Genomic DNA, 16,114 nt, shown 5'->3' on the forward strand with positions numbered 1-16,114 from the left:
CGAGTGTTCGCCGCTCAGTCGCGAGTCGAAAAGCCTTGGGTCAGTTACCGATCGGGTACTGGAAGACGCCCATGGCGAAAGTGCCGACCTTGCGAAGCCATTCCGGCCAGGTCGACTCGTCGAGCATCATGGTGCCCACGTCGTTGAAGACGCAGCCGTCGGCGACCGGCACCCCGTCGAACCGATCCTTCAGCCACTGGGTTTCCTTCGCCCAGGCGATGACCATCAAGGAGAAATGCTCGCTGAAGTTGTCGCGCATGTATTCGACGCGAGCCTTCGGGTCCTTGCAGTAGGTGGCGTAGAGATCGTTGACCGGGCCGATCGGGACGATCCAGTCCGGGTTGGAATTGAACATGAAGACCGGCATGTCGGGCGTCGCATGGCCCATCCTCAGTTTCTCGAACACTGCGGCGGGGGCCAGGTCGCTGAAGACATCGGGGCTGTCGAAGAGGCCCGGCAGGTTCACGAACGGGAGCACGGCGGCGGACCACAGGCAGAACGGGGCTTTCACCACGGCCATGGCCTTGCCGAAATTGTTCATGTGTTGCTCGTAATAGGCTGCCAGTTCCGGATATTCGCGCGCGGCGGCCAGCATGCCGGACAGCAGTAGCCCGGAGCCGACATTGTTGCTCGCCATTTTGATCATCTGCACCAGGTCTGCAGGGATGCCGCCCATCACCGAGCCGACGATGTTCAATTCGGGGGCATAGGAGGCCTTCAGTTCGGCGGTGTGACCGGTGGCGATGGCGCCGCCGGAGTAGCCGAGCAGTCCGACCTTGGTTCGCGCGCCTTCGAGGCCGAGGAGCTCGAAGTTCTCGGCGGCGCGGATGCTGTCCAACGTGATTCGCGCATTGAGCGGTCCGGCGCCGAAAGCCATATAGGGAGCGTCGTAGTCGGGCATGTTCAACGCCCAGCCGAGACCGAGGGCGGTGACCGCGTTGATGAACTCGGCCGGAATGTTCAGCGCGCCGGTGATATTCGGCGGCACGGAGGCCAACTGCAGTACGTACGACGGCGAGCAGTACTGGGCCATCGAGTCGGGGGCGAACTGGAACGACAGCAGATTGCGCGGAACGCCGTTGTTGTTGCCGCGCGGCTTGGCGATGGTCGTGACTGCGGCAATCGGTTCGCCACGGGTGTTGGTGGAACGGAACGAAAGTTGCCAGGAGTCAACGTTATACGGCAACACCGAGTAGAAGGAGACGTGCACCTCGCGGGCGGCGATGATCTCGCCGGGCTGCTTCGCGGCCACGATCGCGGGATCGGGCTGGTAGAACGCCGGGTCCAGTTCCGGTGGTGACGGTGGAATCGGGAAGGGGAGCGCGGGCTGCACGGGAACCGGAGCCGGGTCCGGGTCTGCGGCTACGCTTCCTGCCGTGGCCATGAGCACCACTGCGGTGAGTGCCGCGATCGGCACGGTCGACCATCGGCGGAACAGGCTTTCCGTTTCCGCGACACGCATGGTGCACTCCTCGGCAAAAGACATCACGCGACGATTGATCAGAAGGTGCGGCACGACCGGGCCGCAAGCTGCCTCAGAATAGCTACCGGAATGTCCGTGCGGGTCACTCGACATGCCGATTCGATATGGGTTTGAAACGGCCGAACCATACAGTCGACGGCATGTCCATCCCCATCGATCGGATGCCGCGTGGCGGTCCCGACGCATCGTGGCCGAATCGACTATTCGAAACCGGCCGACTCGAATTCACCGACCGCTACGACGTTTCCGACACCGTCAAGCAGAAGGTGATCGGCACCCTCGAACGCGGCGGCGAACGATTCGGCACGCATCGGCACAATGCGGTGCGCGTCCTGAAGCAGGTGGCCGACATCGCCAACCCGAAGATCCTGGAGATCGGCGCGGGTCATGGCAGGCTGTCGGCCGAAATCCTCGCCAGGCATCCCACCATCGAAGTCACCGTCAGCGACCTGGACCCGGCCTCGGTCGACAAGATCGCCGCAGGTCCACTCGGCGCGAACCCGCGCGCCACCGTTCGTGTCATTGACGCCACCACAATCGATGCACCCGACAACGCCTACGACCTCGTCGTCTTCGCGGCGGCCCTCCACCACCTGCCGCCGAAAGCGGCCAGCCAGGTCATCGCCGACGCGACCCGAGCAGGCCGAAAGTTTCTGGTCATCGACCTCGAACGCTCGTCGACCCTCGGATTGTTCTGTACCCCAATGATGATGGGCTTCATCGCCGCGGTCTCCCTGACTGTCACCCCACCGTCGGCGCTGCCGCCGTTCCTCCACGACGCCTTCATCAGCCGACTGCGCTCCTACAGTCGCTCCGCATTCCGCGCCCTCGGCGCCGCCGCCGACCCCGCCATGGTCGTCGAATTCCTCCCAGGCAGATCCCGCTACCCACCGATGCTCGCCGTGCTGTACACGAGGCCACAGTGATCGCAGCGCTTGTCGACTTGCGGAATGCCGGAGTCACCGTCGAATAGAGCGAACCTGGATGCGGTTCGTGCGTCACGAGACTCGGAAGGCGCGGCGGTAGGCGCCGGGGGTGGTGCCGACTCGGGCTCGGAAGCGGCGGCGCAGGTTTACTGCTGACGTCAAGCCGACGCGGGTGGCGATCGCTTCGACCGGTAGGTCTGTTTCTTCCAGGAGGGTGCGGGCCTCGTCCACGCGACGGCGCAAAAGCCATGCGCCCGGGCTTGTTCCGAGCTCGTCGGCGAAGCGGCGGGCCAAGGTCCGCGGGGAGATGTTGAGGTGGGCGGCCAGATCGGTGACTGTCAGTGGGGTGTCGAGGCGCGCGTCCGCCCATTCGAGGAGGCCGTCCAGCGCGTCCGTCGATGGTGGGGGAGGTGCGTATTGCACTTGGCCGCCGTCTCGGTGCGGGGGCATGACCATGTGCCTGGCGATGAGGGCGGCGTGCGCGGCGCCGTGATCCACGCGGACGAGGTGGAGGCACAGGTCGATGCCCGCGCCGGCGCCTGCACTGGTTGCGACGTCGCCGTGGTCGACGAAGAGCCGGTCGGGTTGCACACGGATGTGCGGGAATTCGCGCTGCAACTGTGCGGCCCGTAGCCAGTGGGTAGTCGCTGAGCGGCCGTCGAGGAGCCCGGTGCGGGCGAGTGCGAACACGCCGGAGCAGATGGTGACGAGCCGTGCGCCGTGCGCATGTGCCTGCAGCAATGCGCGGTGCACCGGGTCGGACAGCGGCGCTTCCACCGGCGTCCAGCCGGGGACGAGCACGGTGTCCGCGGACGCGAGCGCGGAAAGGTCGTGCGGCACGAACATCGCGTATCCGGCGGTCGTCGGCACCGGTCCCGGTGTCTCCGTGCAGACCTCGAATTCGTAGTGCTGCGGCACACCGGCCCGCCGCGTGCCGAACACCTCGACGGCGCAGCCGAGCTCGAAGGTCGACTGCACCGGCCGGACCAGAGCCACAACTCGATGCATGGCAGAAAAGTACCCCATAGTGTCTTACTCGACACTGTTGCGGGACGAGCTGCGTGCGGCATCGTGAGTGACATGCACCCCGAGATCCTTGCGCAGGAGGGCTACACCTCCGTCTCTGTCGCCGAATCGCCTGTCCGCGAACTCTTTCCGGGGATACGGCTGCGTCCGCTGTGGCAAGGGGAGTCCGGTGCGCACGCCAACGTGCTGGAGATGGACGCAGGTACCTCGTGGCCTCGCCGCGACGTGCACGGACCCGGTCCGGAGGAGGTGTACGTGGTCGCGGGCACCTTCAACGACGGCGCACGCGACTATCCGGCCGGGACGTTCCTGCACGCCCCGGCCGGGTCGTGGCATGTGCCCGCGAGCACGACCGGCTGCACGTTGTTCCTCTTCTACCCGGAGGGGTAGTTCAGGTGCCTCGCGGAAGTGGTTGCGCCGGTGGTATTTCAGCCACCGGCGCGGCTACTCGACCCAAAGACGGGTCTCGTGCGCCTCGACCAGCGCTCGGATACTTGCCACCGCCTTGTCGGCGGATTGGGCAGGCAGCCGACGCCCGTCCCTGAGTCGCACTGCCACTTCGCCGTTCGCGATCTCGGCCGGGCCGAGAATGAACTGGTACGGCGCCAGCCGGGTATCGCGGACACGTGCACCGAGACTTCCGTCGACCACCACCTGTGCGCGCAAACCCGCATCCAGGCAGCGGTTCCGCAGCTCGAGGGCGGCGGGCTCCTCGGCTTCGGACACCGGAAGCACGGCAACTTGCACCGGGGCCAGCCAGGCCGGGAAGGCGCCGCCGTGCAGTTCGATCAAGTGCGCGACCGCACGCTCGACACTGCCGATGATGCTGCGGTGCACCATGACTGGCCGATGCTTGCCGCCGTCGGCGCCGACGTACTGCAGATCGAACTGTTCGGGTTGGTAGAAGTCGACCTGCACGGTGGACAGGGTGGCCTCACGGCCCGCGTGATCGCTGACCTGGATATCGATCTTCGGACCGTAGAACGCGGCCTCGCCCTCGACCGCCTCGTAGACCACGCCGGCCCGGTCGAGCACTTCGCCCAGAATCTTGCTTGCCCGCTGCCACATCTCCGGTGCGGCAACGTATTTCCCGCCCGCGCCGGGCAGCGACAGTCGGTATCGTGCGTCGTCGATACCCATTGCCCGGTAGGCGGCGCCGATCAGCGCTAATGCGTTACCGGCCTCCTCGGCAACCTGGTCCATGGTGCAGAAGATGTGCGCGTCGTTGAGCTGGATGCACCGTACTCGGGTCAAACCGCCTAAGACGCCGGACAATTCGGAGCGGTACATCGCGCCGAGCTCGGCCATGCGCAGCGGCAGTTCGCGGTAGCTGTGCGAGCGCGACCGGTACATCACCGCATGATGCGGGCACAGGCTCGGCCGCAGCACCACCTGTTCGCCGCCGATATCCATCGGCGGGTACATGTCGTCGTCGTAATGTGCCCAGTGGCCCGATATTTCGTACAGTTCGCGTTTGGCGAGCACGGGCGAGTAGACGTGCTGATAGCCTGCGCGGCGCTCCACCGCCCTGACGTATTCCTCGAGACTGTGCCGCACGATCGCCCCGTCCGGCAACCAGTACGGCAAGCCTGCCCCGATCAGCGGGTCGGTATCGAACAAGCCGAGTTCGCGGCCCAGTTTTCGGTGGTCGTACATGTGGGTCTCCTCCGAGTAGAGGGCGGACGGCCACACAAAAAAGCCCCGGGCGTCCGCCCGGGGCATTGATCAACAGGATTCAGCGCGCCGGGAAGTCGTCCGGCGTCGTGGCGAACTGAGCGCGCTGCATGTCCATACTCAAGATATAGCGCACCAGACAGCCCGCGGCAAACACAATTCCGTCAGTCGGCGGTTGCGGTGGCCGCCAGCACGTACAACGCTCGCTAGCACGGTGCCGGGCTCGACCACGATCGGCCGGGCCCGGCACCGTGCCAACTACGAGGGTCGCCAGACGGTGTGCTGTGGGGCGTGGTCGCCGTGGCCGTTCGTGCGCGTGATCAGCACACGATCGAGGCTGAGGCGGAAGAGGTGGGTGTTGGCTTCGGGGGGAGGGACACCGATCATGGACCGTTCGGCGACGAACAGGTCCGACAGAACTCGGCGGAAGCCTGCGTCAGCGACGTTGTGGGCTCGGCCGGTGCAGTAGAAGGCGTCTTCGTTGTCGTCGCAGGGGAACGAGTGCAGGGAGTAGCGGCCGTCGCGATGCAGGTCGTTTTGTTTCGGTCCCGGCACGATGAACACATACAACTCCTCCGAGGCGACCCGCTCGAGGGTTCCTGGCCTGGTGGCGTTCTCGGGGAACAACAGTGGGCAGATGGGGTGGAGGCGCGGACCCCCGTCACCGCGAACCGTCGCCAGGAAGCCGAGCCCGACACCGACCTGGTACAGCAATGCCCGGCCCGCGTCGGCCAGGTCGGGCCTGCTTCGGTTGAACTCGCTCCAATTTGCCATGGTTCCAAAGTGTTCCGGACAAGCCGACACACCACAATGGCCGCGGGTGGCGCCCTCTGCCGGCTGGGTCAGGACGGCGTCATCGGTTCAGAGGAAAACGCGAGCGATCTCCAACCACTGCTTCGCGTCCACGCCGACCGCGGTCAGGTCGGTCTCGGCCAGTGGCCTGCGTTGCGTGACTCGCAGACAGAAGTCGAGGGCACTGCCTTGCACCCGCTGCTCGGCCGCCGCCGGGCCCCATGCCCAGGTCTCGCCGTCAGGGCCGGTTAACTCGACACGGAACGGCTCTGTCGGCGTAGGCAATTGGGCCGCGTAGAACGAGAGCGGTACTCCGAGAACGCCCAGCGTGGCCACCTGCCGGAGTCGACTCGTCGGCGGATGCGTCACACCCACCGCGTCGTAGATGTCCTGCCCGTGTGCCCACGTTTCCATCAACCGAAGCGGGACCATCAGTGCCGCGGTCAGCGGTGAATCGAACCACGGAAACTCTTGGTCCACTGGGATGTCCCGGAGTGCGGCCGCCACCTCGATTCGACCAGCACGCCATTGCTCGAGCAGGACTGCACGCGGCTGCGCTGCTCCCGCCGCGGCTTCCAGATCGGCGTGTCGACTGCCTGCGGCTGCTACCTGCTTCACCACGGTGTCGAACGCATCCGGGGCCCCTGCAAGATAGTCGATTTCGGATCGAATGTTGCGCTGCGGGGAAGGTCGTCTTCCGCGTGTAACCCGGCGAAGTTCTTGGTCGCGGAGGGGGTATTCGATGTATCCGAGCGGCCTGGATCGATATCTGGTGCGGGTCTTCACATTTCGGCGGTGGTGCCGGGCAGCGTGCCTTCGGCGAGATGTAGTCGTTCCGCGAAAACGACCAGGTACTGCTGAGCTTCTCCCGAGAGGCCGATCGTGGCTTTGCTGAGGCGGCGCAGGCCGGGGTCCATCAATCGGGAGATCAGCTCGACGTCGGCGGGGTCGACGGGTGGTGCGGTGGTGATCAGGTCTCGAGCACTCTGCGTCACTCCCGCGGAATACGACAGTTCGTGCATTATCTTCAGCGATCCTCACGTCAGTTGTCGGTCACCGGTAGCGGCATCGTCACCGGTGCGACATCGCGGAGCTCGTCACCGGGTGCCTGCGGAGCTGTCTGTGATCGGCGACGCGGTCGTGTCGCCATCGCCACTCGCGAGACGGATCACGTCTCTGTGTCTCAAACTAACACCGCAGCGCGACGGCGACAAGGAGTAACTCGAGTGGGCTCGATCATCGAGCGCCAAAGGTTCACAATCCGGATACGTGTCAGCGGTATTCGCGAAACTATTCCGCGCGGGTAATTGCCCGAATTGCCACCGCGCCGGTCGATGCGCGACCGGGGACTTAACTCCCGTGAAGCGGAACTAACACTGATGGCTGGGTTGGTTTGCGTGCCTTAAACTCTCACATCCAACGGAATTCTATCGAAAGTAGCCGATGGGTAAACACCGTGCATCACGAAAGCCTGACGTGCCGACGCGAGTGGCAATGGTATCGACAGTTGCGTTGCTCACTGCCTTGGCCGCCGTCGACTGGGATGGCACGCAGGAAGTCGGACCGACGTCGAGTGGGGGTAATCCAGCACCAGGAAAGTCCACCAATCCATTCGCATTGCCGCTGATCCCCGGGCCGAGTGTTACCCCGGACAGCACGCGTATCGAGCCCGATTCCGTCGAGATGGAAGCGGCGACCGATGTCGGCCTCAAGTTTCGTACCGCGCAAAACCTCCGCGACATCGCGGAAACGGCCGAGGAGCCTGCGCCGCCGACCGTCGACGATCGCGTCAACGGCGCTGCGGCAGCCTGGGTTTCGGGCACCATGCAGGGCTACGACTGGTTGAAGCACGTCGAGCAGATCATTATGGCGCGGGTGATGTCGACGGCGGAGGAGCGGAACGTGTGAGGTCCGGGCTCGGCTGATTCGCGTCATCGGCCGCTCGGCTCGTGAACCCGACCCCCGGGCGGGGACCGCCCGGGGGTTGTCACTGTGGTCGGGTACCGTGTCGACGAATTGTGATCGGCGAGCACGGAGGTACCCCATCGTGGCGGGGGGTCTAGGTAGGCGCAGGTTCGCGGTGACCGCGGGACTTGCGATGGCGGCGGCGTCGGCCGCCGGATCGAAGGCGCTCGACGCCGCAACACCGGTACGAACCAGCTCGGCGGCGGTGCCGCCGGCCACCGACACCGCGGTGCGGATCGCCTACGGCCCCGATCCGGACAACTTCGGCGATCTCTACCTGCCCGCCCACAACTCCGGCCCGCACCCGGTAGTCGTGCTCATCCACGGCGGCGGCTGGTCACAGAACCGGACTCTCGCCCAGTTCGCGCCGCACGCGAAGGGATTGGCCGACGAGGGCATCGCGGTATGGAACATCGAGTACCGGCGGGTGAACGGTGCAGGCGGCTGGCCGATCACCCTCACCGACGTCGAGGACGCCGTCGCGGCGCTGGCCACCGTTGTCCAGCGGCGCTGCGCCAACCGGCTGAACCTGCGCCGAGTGCACCTGAGCGGACATTCCTCGGGCGGTCATCTGGCGGCGTGGGCGGCGGGCCGGATCGTCTCGGAGACGGGCATGGTCGAAACGCTGCCGCAGATCCGGGTGCGCAGCGCCACGCTGATGGCCGCCGTTCTGGATCTGGAACTCGCGGCGACCAGAGGACGCGACGGATTCGTGCGCAAGCTGCTCGGCGGCGGGCCCGATGAGGTGCCGGAGCGCTATCAGGCGGCCTCGCCGATCGAGCACCTGCCCGTCGGCGTCCGCACCGTTGCCCTGCACGGCGACCAGGACCGCGTCGTGGATCTGGAGCAGAGCCGCCGCTATGTCGCGGCGCTCACCCGCGCGGGCGGCGGCGCCGACCTACAGGTGTTGCGGGGCACCGGCCACGGTGAATTCGTCGACCCCGCCTCGGCGGCATGGGCGGCGACCCGGCAGACGATCCTGGACCACGTCGCGCTGCTGTAGTGCGCTCGATGTTAGCGGGAATGCCCTGTGCCGAGGATGTGGCGACTGGGTAAACCTATCGCCGATGGTTAGGAATGAGCTCCCGGCGCATGGTAATAAATTCATGGTGTCCTGTTCATCGGTCGTCCTGCCCGCGGACAGCGCTGGCAACCCGCGTTGTGGTTCCGTGCCGACACCGCCGCCGAGGCGGCGATGACCCGATGGTCGCTGCGACTCGCGCCGGGTGCAGCGCCTAAAACCCCACTGCAACGCCCGCCGAAGGCGAAGGGCTACCGACTGGACCTGGACGGTCTGCGCGGGTTCGCGATCGCGTTGGTCGTGGTGTTCCACGTCTGGTTCGGTCGGGTGTCCGGCGGCGTCGATGTGTTCCTGGTGCTCTCGGGATTCTTCTTCACTGGGTTGTTGCTGCGGCGCGCGGAGTCCGCCGAAGGTGTCGGGGTGGTGCACACCGCGCGACGGACCGCGCGGCGGCTGTTGCCCGCGATGGTGGTTGTGCTTGCGGCCGTTGTGGTGGCGACGGTGCTGCTGCGGCCGTATACGCAGTGGCCCGATATCGCGGCGCAGACCTTGGCGTCGCTGCTGTACTACCAGAACTGGCACCTGGCGCTGTCGTGGTCGGACTACTTGGCCGCGGACCCGTCGGTGAGTCCGCTGCAGCATCTGTGGTCGATGTCGATTCAGGGGCAGTTCTATCTGGCCGTGCTGCTGCTCGTTGCCCTGGTGGCGTGGTGCTGTCGACGGTGGGGATCTCCGACGGCGTTGCGGCCGGTGCTTGCCGTCACCCTGACCGTGCTGACGGTCGCGTCGTTCGCCTACGCCGAGCACGGCGTCGCAACGCATCAGGGCTGGAACTACTACGACAGCTTCGCCAGGACATGGGAGTTGCTCGTCGGCGGCCTGATAGCCCTTGCGGCGCCGTGGATTTCGCTGCCACGGGCAGTCCGTGCTGTGCTGGCTGCGCTCGGATTCGTGGCGATCGCGGCTTGCGGGTGGCTGATCGACGGCGCCAACGCGTTCCCAGGTCCGGCCGCGCTGCTGCCCGTCGGCGCCGCGGTGGCGCTGATCCTTGCGGGCAACAACGTTGACGCCGACGCGCATCCGATGCCGAACCGACTGCTCGCCACCGCGCCGATGGTTCGCTTGGGTGAACTGGCTTACGCGCTCTACCTGTGGCATTGGCCGATCCTGATCTTCTACCTCGGCGAACGCCGCACGCCGACTGCCGGATTCGTCGGCGGGTCCGCGATCATCCTCCTCGCCTTGGCCTTGGCCTACCTGACCAACCGCTTCGTCGAAGAGCGGTTGCGATTGCGGCCTAAAGCGCTCGAAACAGGCGGTCCCGCAGCGACATCCACGCGGCGCACCGGGGTCGTTGTGCTTGCGCTCGGCACCGTCGTGCTCACCGCGGCATTCAGCGCGCACATCGTGACGCGGGTGTATCCGCCACAGCCCGTTGGCTATTTGAATCCAGCGGTGTACCCGGGTGCGGAGGCGCTAGTCCGCGGTGTCAGCGGACCGCATGCGCCGATGCGTCCGTCGCTGTGGGAAGCCCCGGCCGATGCGGCGTACCCCACCCGCGACGGATGCATTGCCGATTGGGACACCCGCGACGTCATCACCTGTGGCTATGGCGATTCCAGCGCCGAACGCACCATCGCCGTTGTCGGCAGCTCGCATGCCGAGCACTGGGTGCCCGCCCTGGATGTGCTTGCGCGCGAACATCATTTCCGGATCGCCACCTACCTGAAGATGGGCTGTCCGCTGACCGTGGCCGCCGAACCGACCTACAAGGGCGAGGCCATCCCCGACTGCCGGGACTGGTCGGCCGAGGTGATCGACCGCCTCGGCGCCGAGCGGCCGGACTGGGTGTTCACCACCGGCACCCGCCCCCGCGACGACACCGGCGATGAAACCCCCACCGACTACCTCGACGTGTGGACGCAACTGTCCAAACGTCACCTCAACGTGATCGCCATCCGCGACACCCCGTGGTTGCGTCGCGACGGCGTCCGCTATCGGGGAACGGACTGCCTCGCCCAGCGCGGCGACCGCATCAGCTGCGGGATGCCCCGCGCTGCCGCCCTCGACCAGACCAACCCGGAAACCGAAGCCGCAGCCTCATTTTCGAACGTGTTCCCCGTCGACCTCACCAACGCGGTCTGTGAACCCCAGGTCTGCCCGATCACCGAGGGCAACATCCTGATCTACCACGACGAACACCACCTCACCGCCAGCTACTCCCGCTCCCTCGCCCCTGAACTCGGCCGACAACTCCAGTCGATCCTCGGCTGGTGGTGAATCAGAGTCGGTCGAGGACCTCGCCCAACTTCGACAGCGTCTGCCGCCACCCGCGTTCCATGACGTTGCGCTGCATCTTCTGGCGCTTGTCCTCGATGTTGAAACCGCTGTTGATCAGCAGCAGTCGGGTGCCGCGCCCTTGCGGCTGGACGGCCCAGGTGACCGTCCAGCGGGTCGGGTTCGGCCCGCGGAGGTCGACCCAGCTCCAGGTCATGGCCGCACCGGGGGTGACGGTGAGGACCTCGCAGGCGATTTCGGCGGGGGGATTGGTGGGCACGGTGAAGATGAAACTGGTTCCGACCTGGGCGCCGTCGAAGCCGACCGAGGGGAGCAGCCACTGTTCGACGACGGTCGAATCGGTGAGCGCGTGCCAGACCGTCTCCGGTGGCTGGGGGTAGAACCTGCCGAGTTCGACGCGTGTGGGATCAAGTTCGGGGTCGATACTCATTCGGTCTACGTTATCGAATGGCAGGCAGGTCGCGGAGTTGCCGACGCGAGCTGATGTCGAGTTTCCGGAAGATGTTGCGCAGGTGCGCATCGACGGTGCGGGGGCTGAGGAACATCTGGGCCGCGACCTCTTTGGAGGTGGCGCCGCCCGCAACCAGACGAGCGATGTGCACCTCCTGCACGGTGAGTGCGTCGGCGGCCGACGCGGACCTGCTGCGGGCGCGTTCGCCGGTGGCCCTGAGCTCGCTGGCCGCGCGCGCCGCGAACGCTTCCGCACCGAGGCCGGCCAGCAGGTCGTGGGCGAGCCGTAGCTGGGTTCTGGCGTCGAGGCGACGCCCCTCCCTGCGCAACCATTCGCCGTAGACGAGGTGGGCGCGGCCGAGATAGGTCGCGAACGGACCGGACGCCAGCAGCGAGATGGCCTGCAGGTAGGCGTCTTCGTCGTTGTCGACGAGGCCGCGCGCGTAGGCGACCATGCCGGCACCCCAGGACGGTGTACTCGCAGAGGAGCGTTCGGCCAATTCCTCGAATGCCTCGCGTGCCGCGTCGGTGTTGCCGCAGTGCACCGCCGCCTCGATCAGCTCCGGCAATGCCAGCCCGGCGAGCCCGAGATCGCCGGTCGCGACCGTACTTTCGGCGGCGCGCAGCGCGGTCGGATAGTCGGCGAGACCGTTGTTGAGCGTGGCGGTCGCGTACTGCACGCTGAGGCTCATATGCGGGCCGACCTCGGCGAACAGCTTCTCGGCCTGCGCGCGCCGACCAGCAACCGCCGCAAGATGGATGCGTGGATAGACGAGCGGAGCCGCGCCGGTGGCCTCGGCGATCGCCTCCTCCTCGGAGATCATCTCCTTGGCGGCGCCCAAGTCGCCGGTGTAGGCGGTGGCGGTCGCGAGCATGGCCAGCCCGATCGGCAGCAGATGGAAGGAGCCCGACTCGCGGCCTGCCGCGACGACGTGGGTGGCGATGTCGCGCATAGCGTCGGCATTCCACAGTTCCACTGCGAGCAGGAATCCGAGGGTCGGCCAGCGCACCGACAACGTGCTGTCCCACGCCGCGACGAGCGGGTGCAGCAGCTTCGCGCCCGCCCGATGTCCTTCGACGTGCAGCGCGATCATGCCGTCGAGGATGTTGTCCGCGTCGCTCGGCTGCTCAGCCGGGCGTGGCGCCGTCTGCGCCGCGGCGATGACCGCGTCCAATCCGCCTGTCAGCATCGCCATTTCGATCGCGTCCAGGTAGCACTCGCGGGCCATGGCCGGGTCGCGGTCGGCCAGTTTGGCTGCGGCAAGGAGCAGATGGTCGACCGGCAGCTCGCCACCGCGGAAGCGGGCGAACGAGATTCGGCCACGCAGCAGGTCGACGCGCGGATCCGCGGGATCGACGGTCGACAGCAATTCTGCTGCCGCGCCGAAACTTCCGACGGACACGGTGGCCTCGACGGCGGCGAGCACCCGCTCGGACCGCAGGCCTTGGTCGAGGGTGAGCGCGGCCGCGCGCGTCAAAAAGGCTGCGGCTGCGGCCATTCCGCCGCGTGCCCGCGCGCGGTCCGCCGACCGAACCAGTGCGGCGGCCACGTCCTCGTCCGGTCCCGCGCTGGCACGGGCCCGATGCCAGGCGACCCGGTCCGGGTCGGCGACCGCGTCGCTCACCTCGGCGAGCGCGCCGTGGGCGCGCCGCCGCTCCGCATCCGTCGCGGCCCAGTAGACCGCCGATCGCGCCACCGGGTGCACGAACCGCACTCGGGTGTCGAACTCGACCAGCGACGCATCCGCGGCAACCGTTCGGTCGATGCCGAGCAGCGCCGCCGCCCGCCAGAGCAGACCAGGATCACCGATCGGTTCGGCCGCGGCCACCGTCAGCAACAGCCGCTCCTCGGGGGCGAGCGCCGCCAGCCTGGTGCGAAAGCTCCGTTCGGCGAGCTGCGGGGCGGGCAGGTCGAACCCGCCTGCCAGCCCGGCCAAGCCTGCCGTCTTGGCCAACTCCAGCAGCGCCAACGGATTACCGCGCGCCTCGGCCAGGATGCGGTCGCGGACCCGCTCGTCCAACGACGTGTGAATCTCGCGCGCCAGCACGGTCCGCGCTTCGGGCTCGCTCAATCGCTGTACCTCCACGTGCGGCAGCCGATCCAGCACCGGAATGCTTTCGCGCGCCGCGAACACCATCGCCACGCGTTCCGCGCCGATGCGCCTCGCCACGAACGCCAGCGCCCGCGCCGACGCGTCATCGAGCCACTGCGCGTCGTCGACGAGGCACAGCAGCGGTCGGTCGCGCTCGAGCAGCAGGCCCAACGTGGCCGCACCGACCAGGAACTCACTCGGTGTTCCTGACTCCATGCCGAACGCGATGCGCAGTGCCTCGCGATGCGGCGGCGGCAGCGCGTCGAGGTGCTCGAACACCGGAGCGCACAGCTGGTGCAGGGCCGAGTACGGCAGCTCCGTCTCGAATTCGGCGCCTGCGGCCCGGATGATCAGGAAGTCGTCGGTCCGCGCCAGCTGGTCGAGCAGCGCACTCTTGCCGATGCCGGGCTCCCCGCGGACCAGCACGGCACCGCCGCGCGATTGCCGCGCCTCGTCCAGCAGCGCTAGCAGTCGCGCCGTTTCGTCCTGTCGCCCGACCATCTCGCTCACAAGCAAGGATCTTGGTGCATCGCGGCATTACTGTCACAACGGGAGTAGGTGAAAACTACCGACGCGAGTGGACCCACACCGCTGCGAAATTAGTGGCATGAACGCACCACAAAGCAATGTCACGATGGCGACCACCGCAACCGACGCCGACCAGGTATCACACGAGCGCCTGCTCGACGACTGGCTGGCCGTTTGGAACGGCGACTATACCCCGGCCGATCAGATCATTTCCCCCGCCTTCTTCGTCCACGCCGCCATGCTGGACGGCAGTGACAGCGCCGCGATCCGCGGGCCGGAAGGCTTGGTCGCGTGGGTCGCGCAGCTGCGCGCGGCCTTCACCGAGCTGGTGTTCGAGGTGGAGGTCGGGCCGATTCTCGACGCCAACTATCTGGTGCTGCGCTGGATCGCCACCGGCACCTACGGCGGCGGATTCCCCGGCGCGACAGCGGCTCCCGGCGCGCAGGTCCAGTTCACCGGCACCGATCTGCTGCGCGTCGAGCACGACATGCTCGCCGAGTATTGGCTGAACTCCGACGTCCATGCGCTGCTCGCGCAGCTCGGTATTGGCTGAGCCCGTCTGAAAACCGGTTGAGGGGGTCGCGCACTGCGACCCATGATGGGAGCTCGCGAGACAGAGGAGTTCGGGTGCGGCCGTTGCCAGTGCTGTGGTTGACGGGCGCACCCGGAGTCGGCAAGTCGACCGTTGCCTGGGCTATGTACTCCTGGGCCAAGGACGAGGGGCGGCCCATCGCCTATATCGAAATCGATCAACTGGGCCTGCTCGCGCCCGCGCCGAGCAACGACCCGCAATACCACCGGGTGAAGGCCGACAACCTTCGCGCGGTGCTCGACACCTTTCGCAGCCACGGTGTCCAGCAAGTGATCGTGTCCGGTGTGGTCGACCAGGAACGCGGGATCGACGGCTACTTCGCGACCGCGTTGGACATCGAGTTCACGCTGGTCCGATTGCGCTGCGACCGTACGGAATTGCGCCGCCGGTATCTTGGGCGCGGCTCCAGCGAGGAACGGCTCGAAGAGCTGATGTCGGTCGCGGACGCCTACGACCAGAACGCGGTAGGGATACCGTTCGACACCACGGCGCTGGCTCCGCACGAGATCGTGGCGAAACTGAGCGAGCTGGTATGCGTTGCGGGCCAACCGCATTCCACCGCCGCGACGCCGGCGGAGCCACCGACCACCGGTGCACCCGCGCCAGTCCTGGTGCTGGCGGGCCCTACTGCGGTGGGTAAGTCGACCGTCGGCTTCGAGGTGCTGCGGATGCTGTGGAGCCGTGACCTGCCCGCGGCCTACATCGATGTGGACCAGCTGGGGTTCTGCGATGCGGAGTTCGCCCGAGAAGCGATGTCCGAGAACCTCATCCGGCTCTGGCACGGGTACCGCCAGGCGGGCGCCCGCGCGCTGATCGTTGTCGCACGCGGTATTCCGCGCCCCTATCTGCAGGCGCTCGCCGACCAGAGCGTCACCCTCGTGCATCTGACGGCTTCGCCGAGCGGGCTGGCGAAGCGGATCGCCTCGCGTGCGCACGGCCACCCCCACGGCGACGGCCCTGGCTTGGCGGGTGATTCGCTGATCGGAGCATCGGCCGAGCAACAGGCCAGCACGCTGGACCGATCCGCCGAGGAGACCATCGCGGTGCGTCAGGACGGCGACGGTGCCCTTGTGGTCGACACCGACCACGAGACCAGCTCGGCACTCGCCGCGAGGCTGGCCGACCTGTTCCGGCTCGATCTCCGCGCGTAGCCGGGACACTTCTCGGCTGCCTCGTCGGCAGCGAAATAATCACCTGCACCGGCAATCTCGCCGCAACGCGACCTCCCTTCGTCATCGACGTCGACCTCTTGTGTGGCGGCCCTTG

At 67.0% G+C, this 16,114-nt stretch carries 15 protein-coding genes; 7 read left to right on the top strand and 8 right to left on the bottom strand.

Annotation, left to right across the window (positions count from 1 at the left end):
• Positions 1-40: 40 nt before the first annotated feature.
• Complete coding sequence (locus NA11_RS04280) at positions 41-1,462, bottom strand: lipase family protein (RefSeq protein WP_084654121.1); 1,422 nt, start codon at positions 1,460-1,462, stop codon at positions 41-43.
• Positions 1,463-1,623: 161 nt separating this feature from the next.
• Here NA11_RS04280 and NA11_RS04285 point away from each other — a divergent pair, with 161 nt between their 5' ends.
• Positions 1,624-2,409, top strand: coding sequence for a class I SAM-dependent methyltransferase (locus NA11_RS04285; protein ID WP_245745715.1), 786 nt, complete (start codon positions 1,624-1,626; stop codon positions 2,407-2,409).
• 72 nt (positions 2,410-2,481) lie between these two features.
• Here the strand turns inward: NA11_RS04285 and NA11_RS04290 are convergent, their stop codons facing one another.
• A complete protein-coding gene (locus NA11_RS04290; protein ID WP_069160392.1) occupies positions 2,482-3,417 on the bottom strand; it encodes a GlxA family transcriptional regulator in 936 nt (311 codons plus the stop codon).
• Between the two features lie 72 nt (positions 3,418-3,489).
• Here NA11_RS04290 and NA11_RS04295 point away from each other — a divergent pair, with 72 nt between their 5' ends.
• Positions 3,490-3,825, top strand: coding sequence for a cupin domain-containing protein (locus NA11_RS04295; protein ID WP_069160452.1), 336 nt, complete (start codon positions 3,490-3,492; stop codon positions 3,823-3,825).
• A 54-nt stretch (positions 3,826-3,879) separates the two neighbouring features.
• Here NA11_RS04295 and thrS read toward each other — a convergent pair whose 3' ends face one another.
• The 4 genes from thrS to NA11_RS04315 form a co-directional block, all read right to left on the bottom strand.
• Entirely contained in the window at positions 3,880-5,157 is a 1,278-nt protein-coding gene (gene thrS / locus NA11_RS04300) for a threonine--tRNA ligase (RefSeq protein ID WP_369691109.1), read from the bottom strand.
• Positions 5,158-5,367: 210 nt separating this feature from the next.
• Positions 5,368-5,883 (bottom strand): hypothetical protein, encoded by a 516-nt coding sequence (locus NA11_RS04305; protein WP_069160393.1) that lies wholly within the window; start codon positions 5,881-5,883, stop codon positions 5,368-5,370.
• An 87-nt stretch (positions 5,884-5,970) separates the two neighbouring features.
• The gene (locus tag NA11_RS04310) at positions 5,971-6,687 is read right to left on the bottom strand and encodes a maleylpyruvate isomerase family mycothiol-dependent enzyme (protein ID WP_084654096.1); all 717 of its coding nucleotides are present in this window, start codon (positions 6,685-6,687) and stop codon (positions 5,971-5,973) included.
• Positions 6,684-6,896 (bottom strand): hypothetical protein, encoded by a 213-nt coding sequence (locus NA11_RS04315; RefSeq protein WP_141717399.1) that lies wholly within the window; start codon positions 6,894-6,896, stop codon positions 6,684-6,686. Before NA11_RS04315 ends, NA11_RS04310 begins: the two co-directional genes overlap by 4 nt.
• Positions 6,897-7,425: 529 nt before the next feature.
• Here NA11_RS04315 and NA11_RS44620 point away from each other — a divergent pair.
• The 3 genes from NA11_RS44620 (at position 7,426) to NA11_RS04330 (ending at position 11,167) form a co-directional block, all read left to right on the top strand.
• On the top strand, positions 7,426-7,809 hold the full coding sequence (locus NA11_RS44620; protein WP_141717400.1) for a hypothetical protein: 384 nt from the start codon (positions 7,426-7,428) through the stop codon (positions 7,807-7,809).
• A gap of 172 nt (positions 7,810-7,981) precedes the next feature.
• Positions 7,982-8,869: an alpha/beta hydrolase family protein gene (locus NA11_RS04325; RefSeq protein ID WP_245745716.1), complete on the top strand. Its 888-nt coding sequence runs from the start codon at positions 7,982-7,984 to the stop codon at positions 8,867-8,869.
• 192 nt (positions 8,870-9,061) lie between these two features.
• Positions 9,062-11,167 (top strand): acyltransferase family protein, encoded by a 2,106-nt coding sequence (locus NA11_RS04330; protein ID WP_084654123.1) that lies wholly within the window; start codon positions 9,062-9,064, stop codon positions 11,165-11,167.
• Between the two features lies 1 nt (position 11,168).
• On the opposite strand, the gene NA11_RS04335 is transcribed toward NA11_RS04330, so the two are convergent.
• The gene (locus NA11_RS04335) at positions 11,169-11,615 is read right to left on the bottom strand and encodes an SRPBCC family protein (RefSeq protein WP_069160396.1); all 447 of its coding nucleotides are present in this window, start codon (positions 11,613-11,615) and stop codon (positions 11,169-11,171) included.
• Positions 11,616-11,625: 10 nt separating this feature from the next.
• On the bottom strand, positions 11,626-14,229 hold the full coding sequence (locus NA11_RS04340) for an AAA family ATPase (protein WP_069160456.1): 2,604 nt from the start codon (positions 14,227-14,229) through the stop codon (positions 11,626-11,628).
• A gap of 106 nt (positions 14,230-14,335) precedes the next feature.
• On the opposite strand from NA11_RS04340, the gene NA11_RS04345 reads away from it, so the two are divergent.
• Together NA11_RS04345 and NA11_RS04350 are read left to right on the top strand one after the other, a co-directional pair.
• Complete coding sequence (locus NA11_RS04345) at positions 14,336-14,809, top strand: ester cyclase (protein WP_245745717.1); 474 nt, start codon at positions 14,336-14,338, stop codon at positions 14,807-14,809.
• Between the two features lie 74 nt (positions 14,810-14,883).
• Positions 14,884-15,999, top strand: a complete 1,116-nt coding sequence (locus tag NA11_RS04350; RefSeq protein ID WP_069160397.1) for an AAA family ATPase — start codon at positions 14,884-14,886, stop codon at positions 15,997-15,999.
• The last annotated feature ends 115 nt before the right edge of the window (positions 16,000-16,114 follow it).

The sequence above is a fragment of the Nocardia altamirensis NBRC 108246 genome, assembly GCF_001612685.1.
GTDB lineage: Bacteria > Actinomycetota > Actinomycetes > Mycobacteriales > Mycobacteriaceae > Nocardia > Nocardia altamirensis.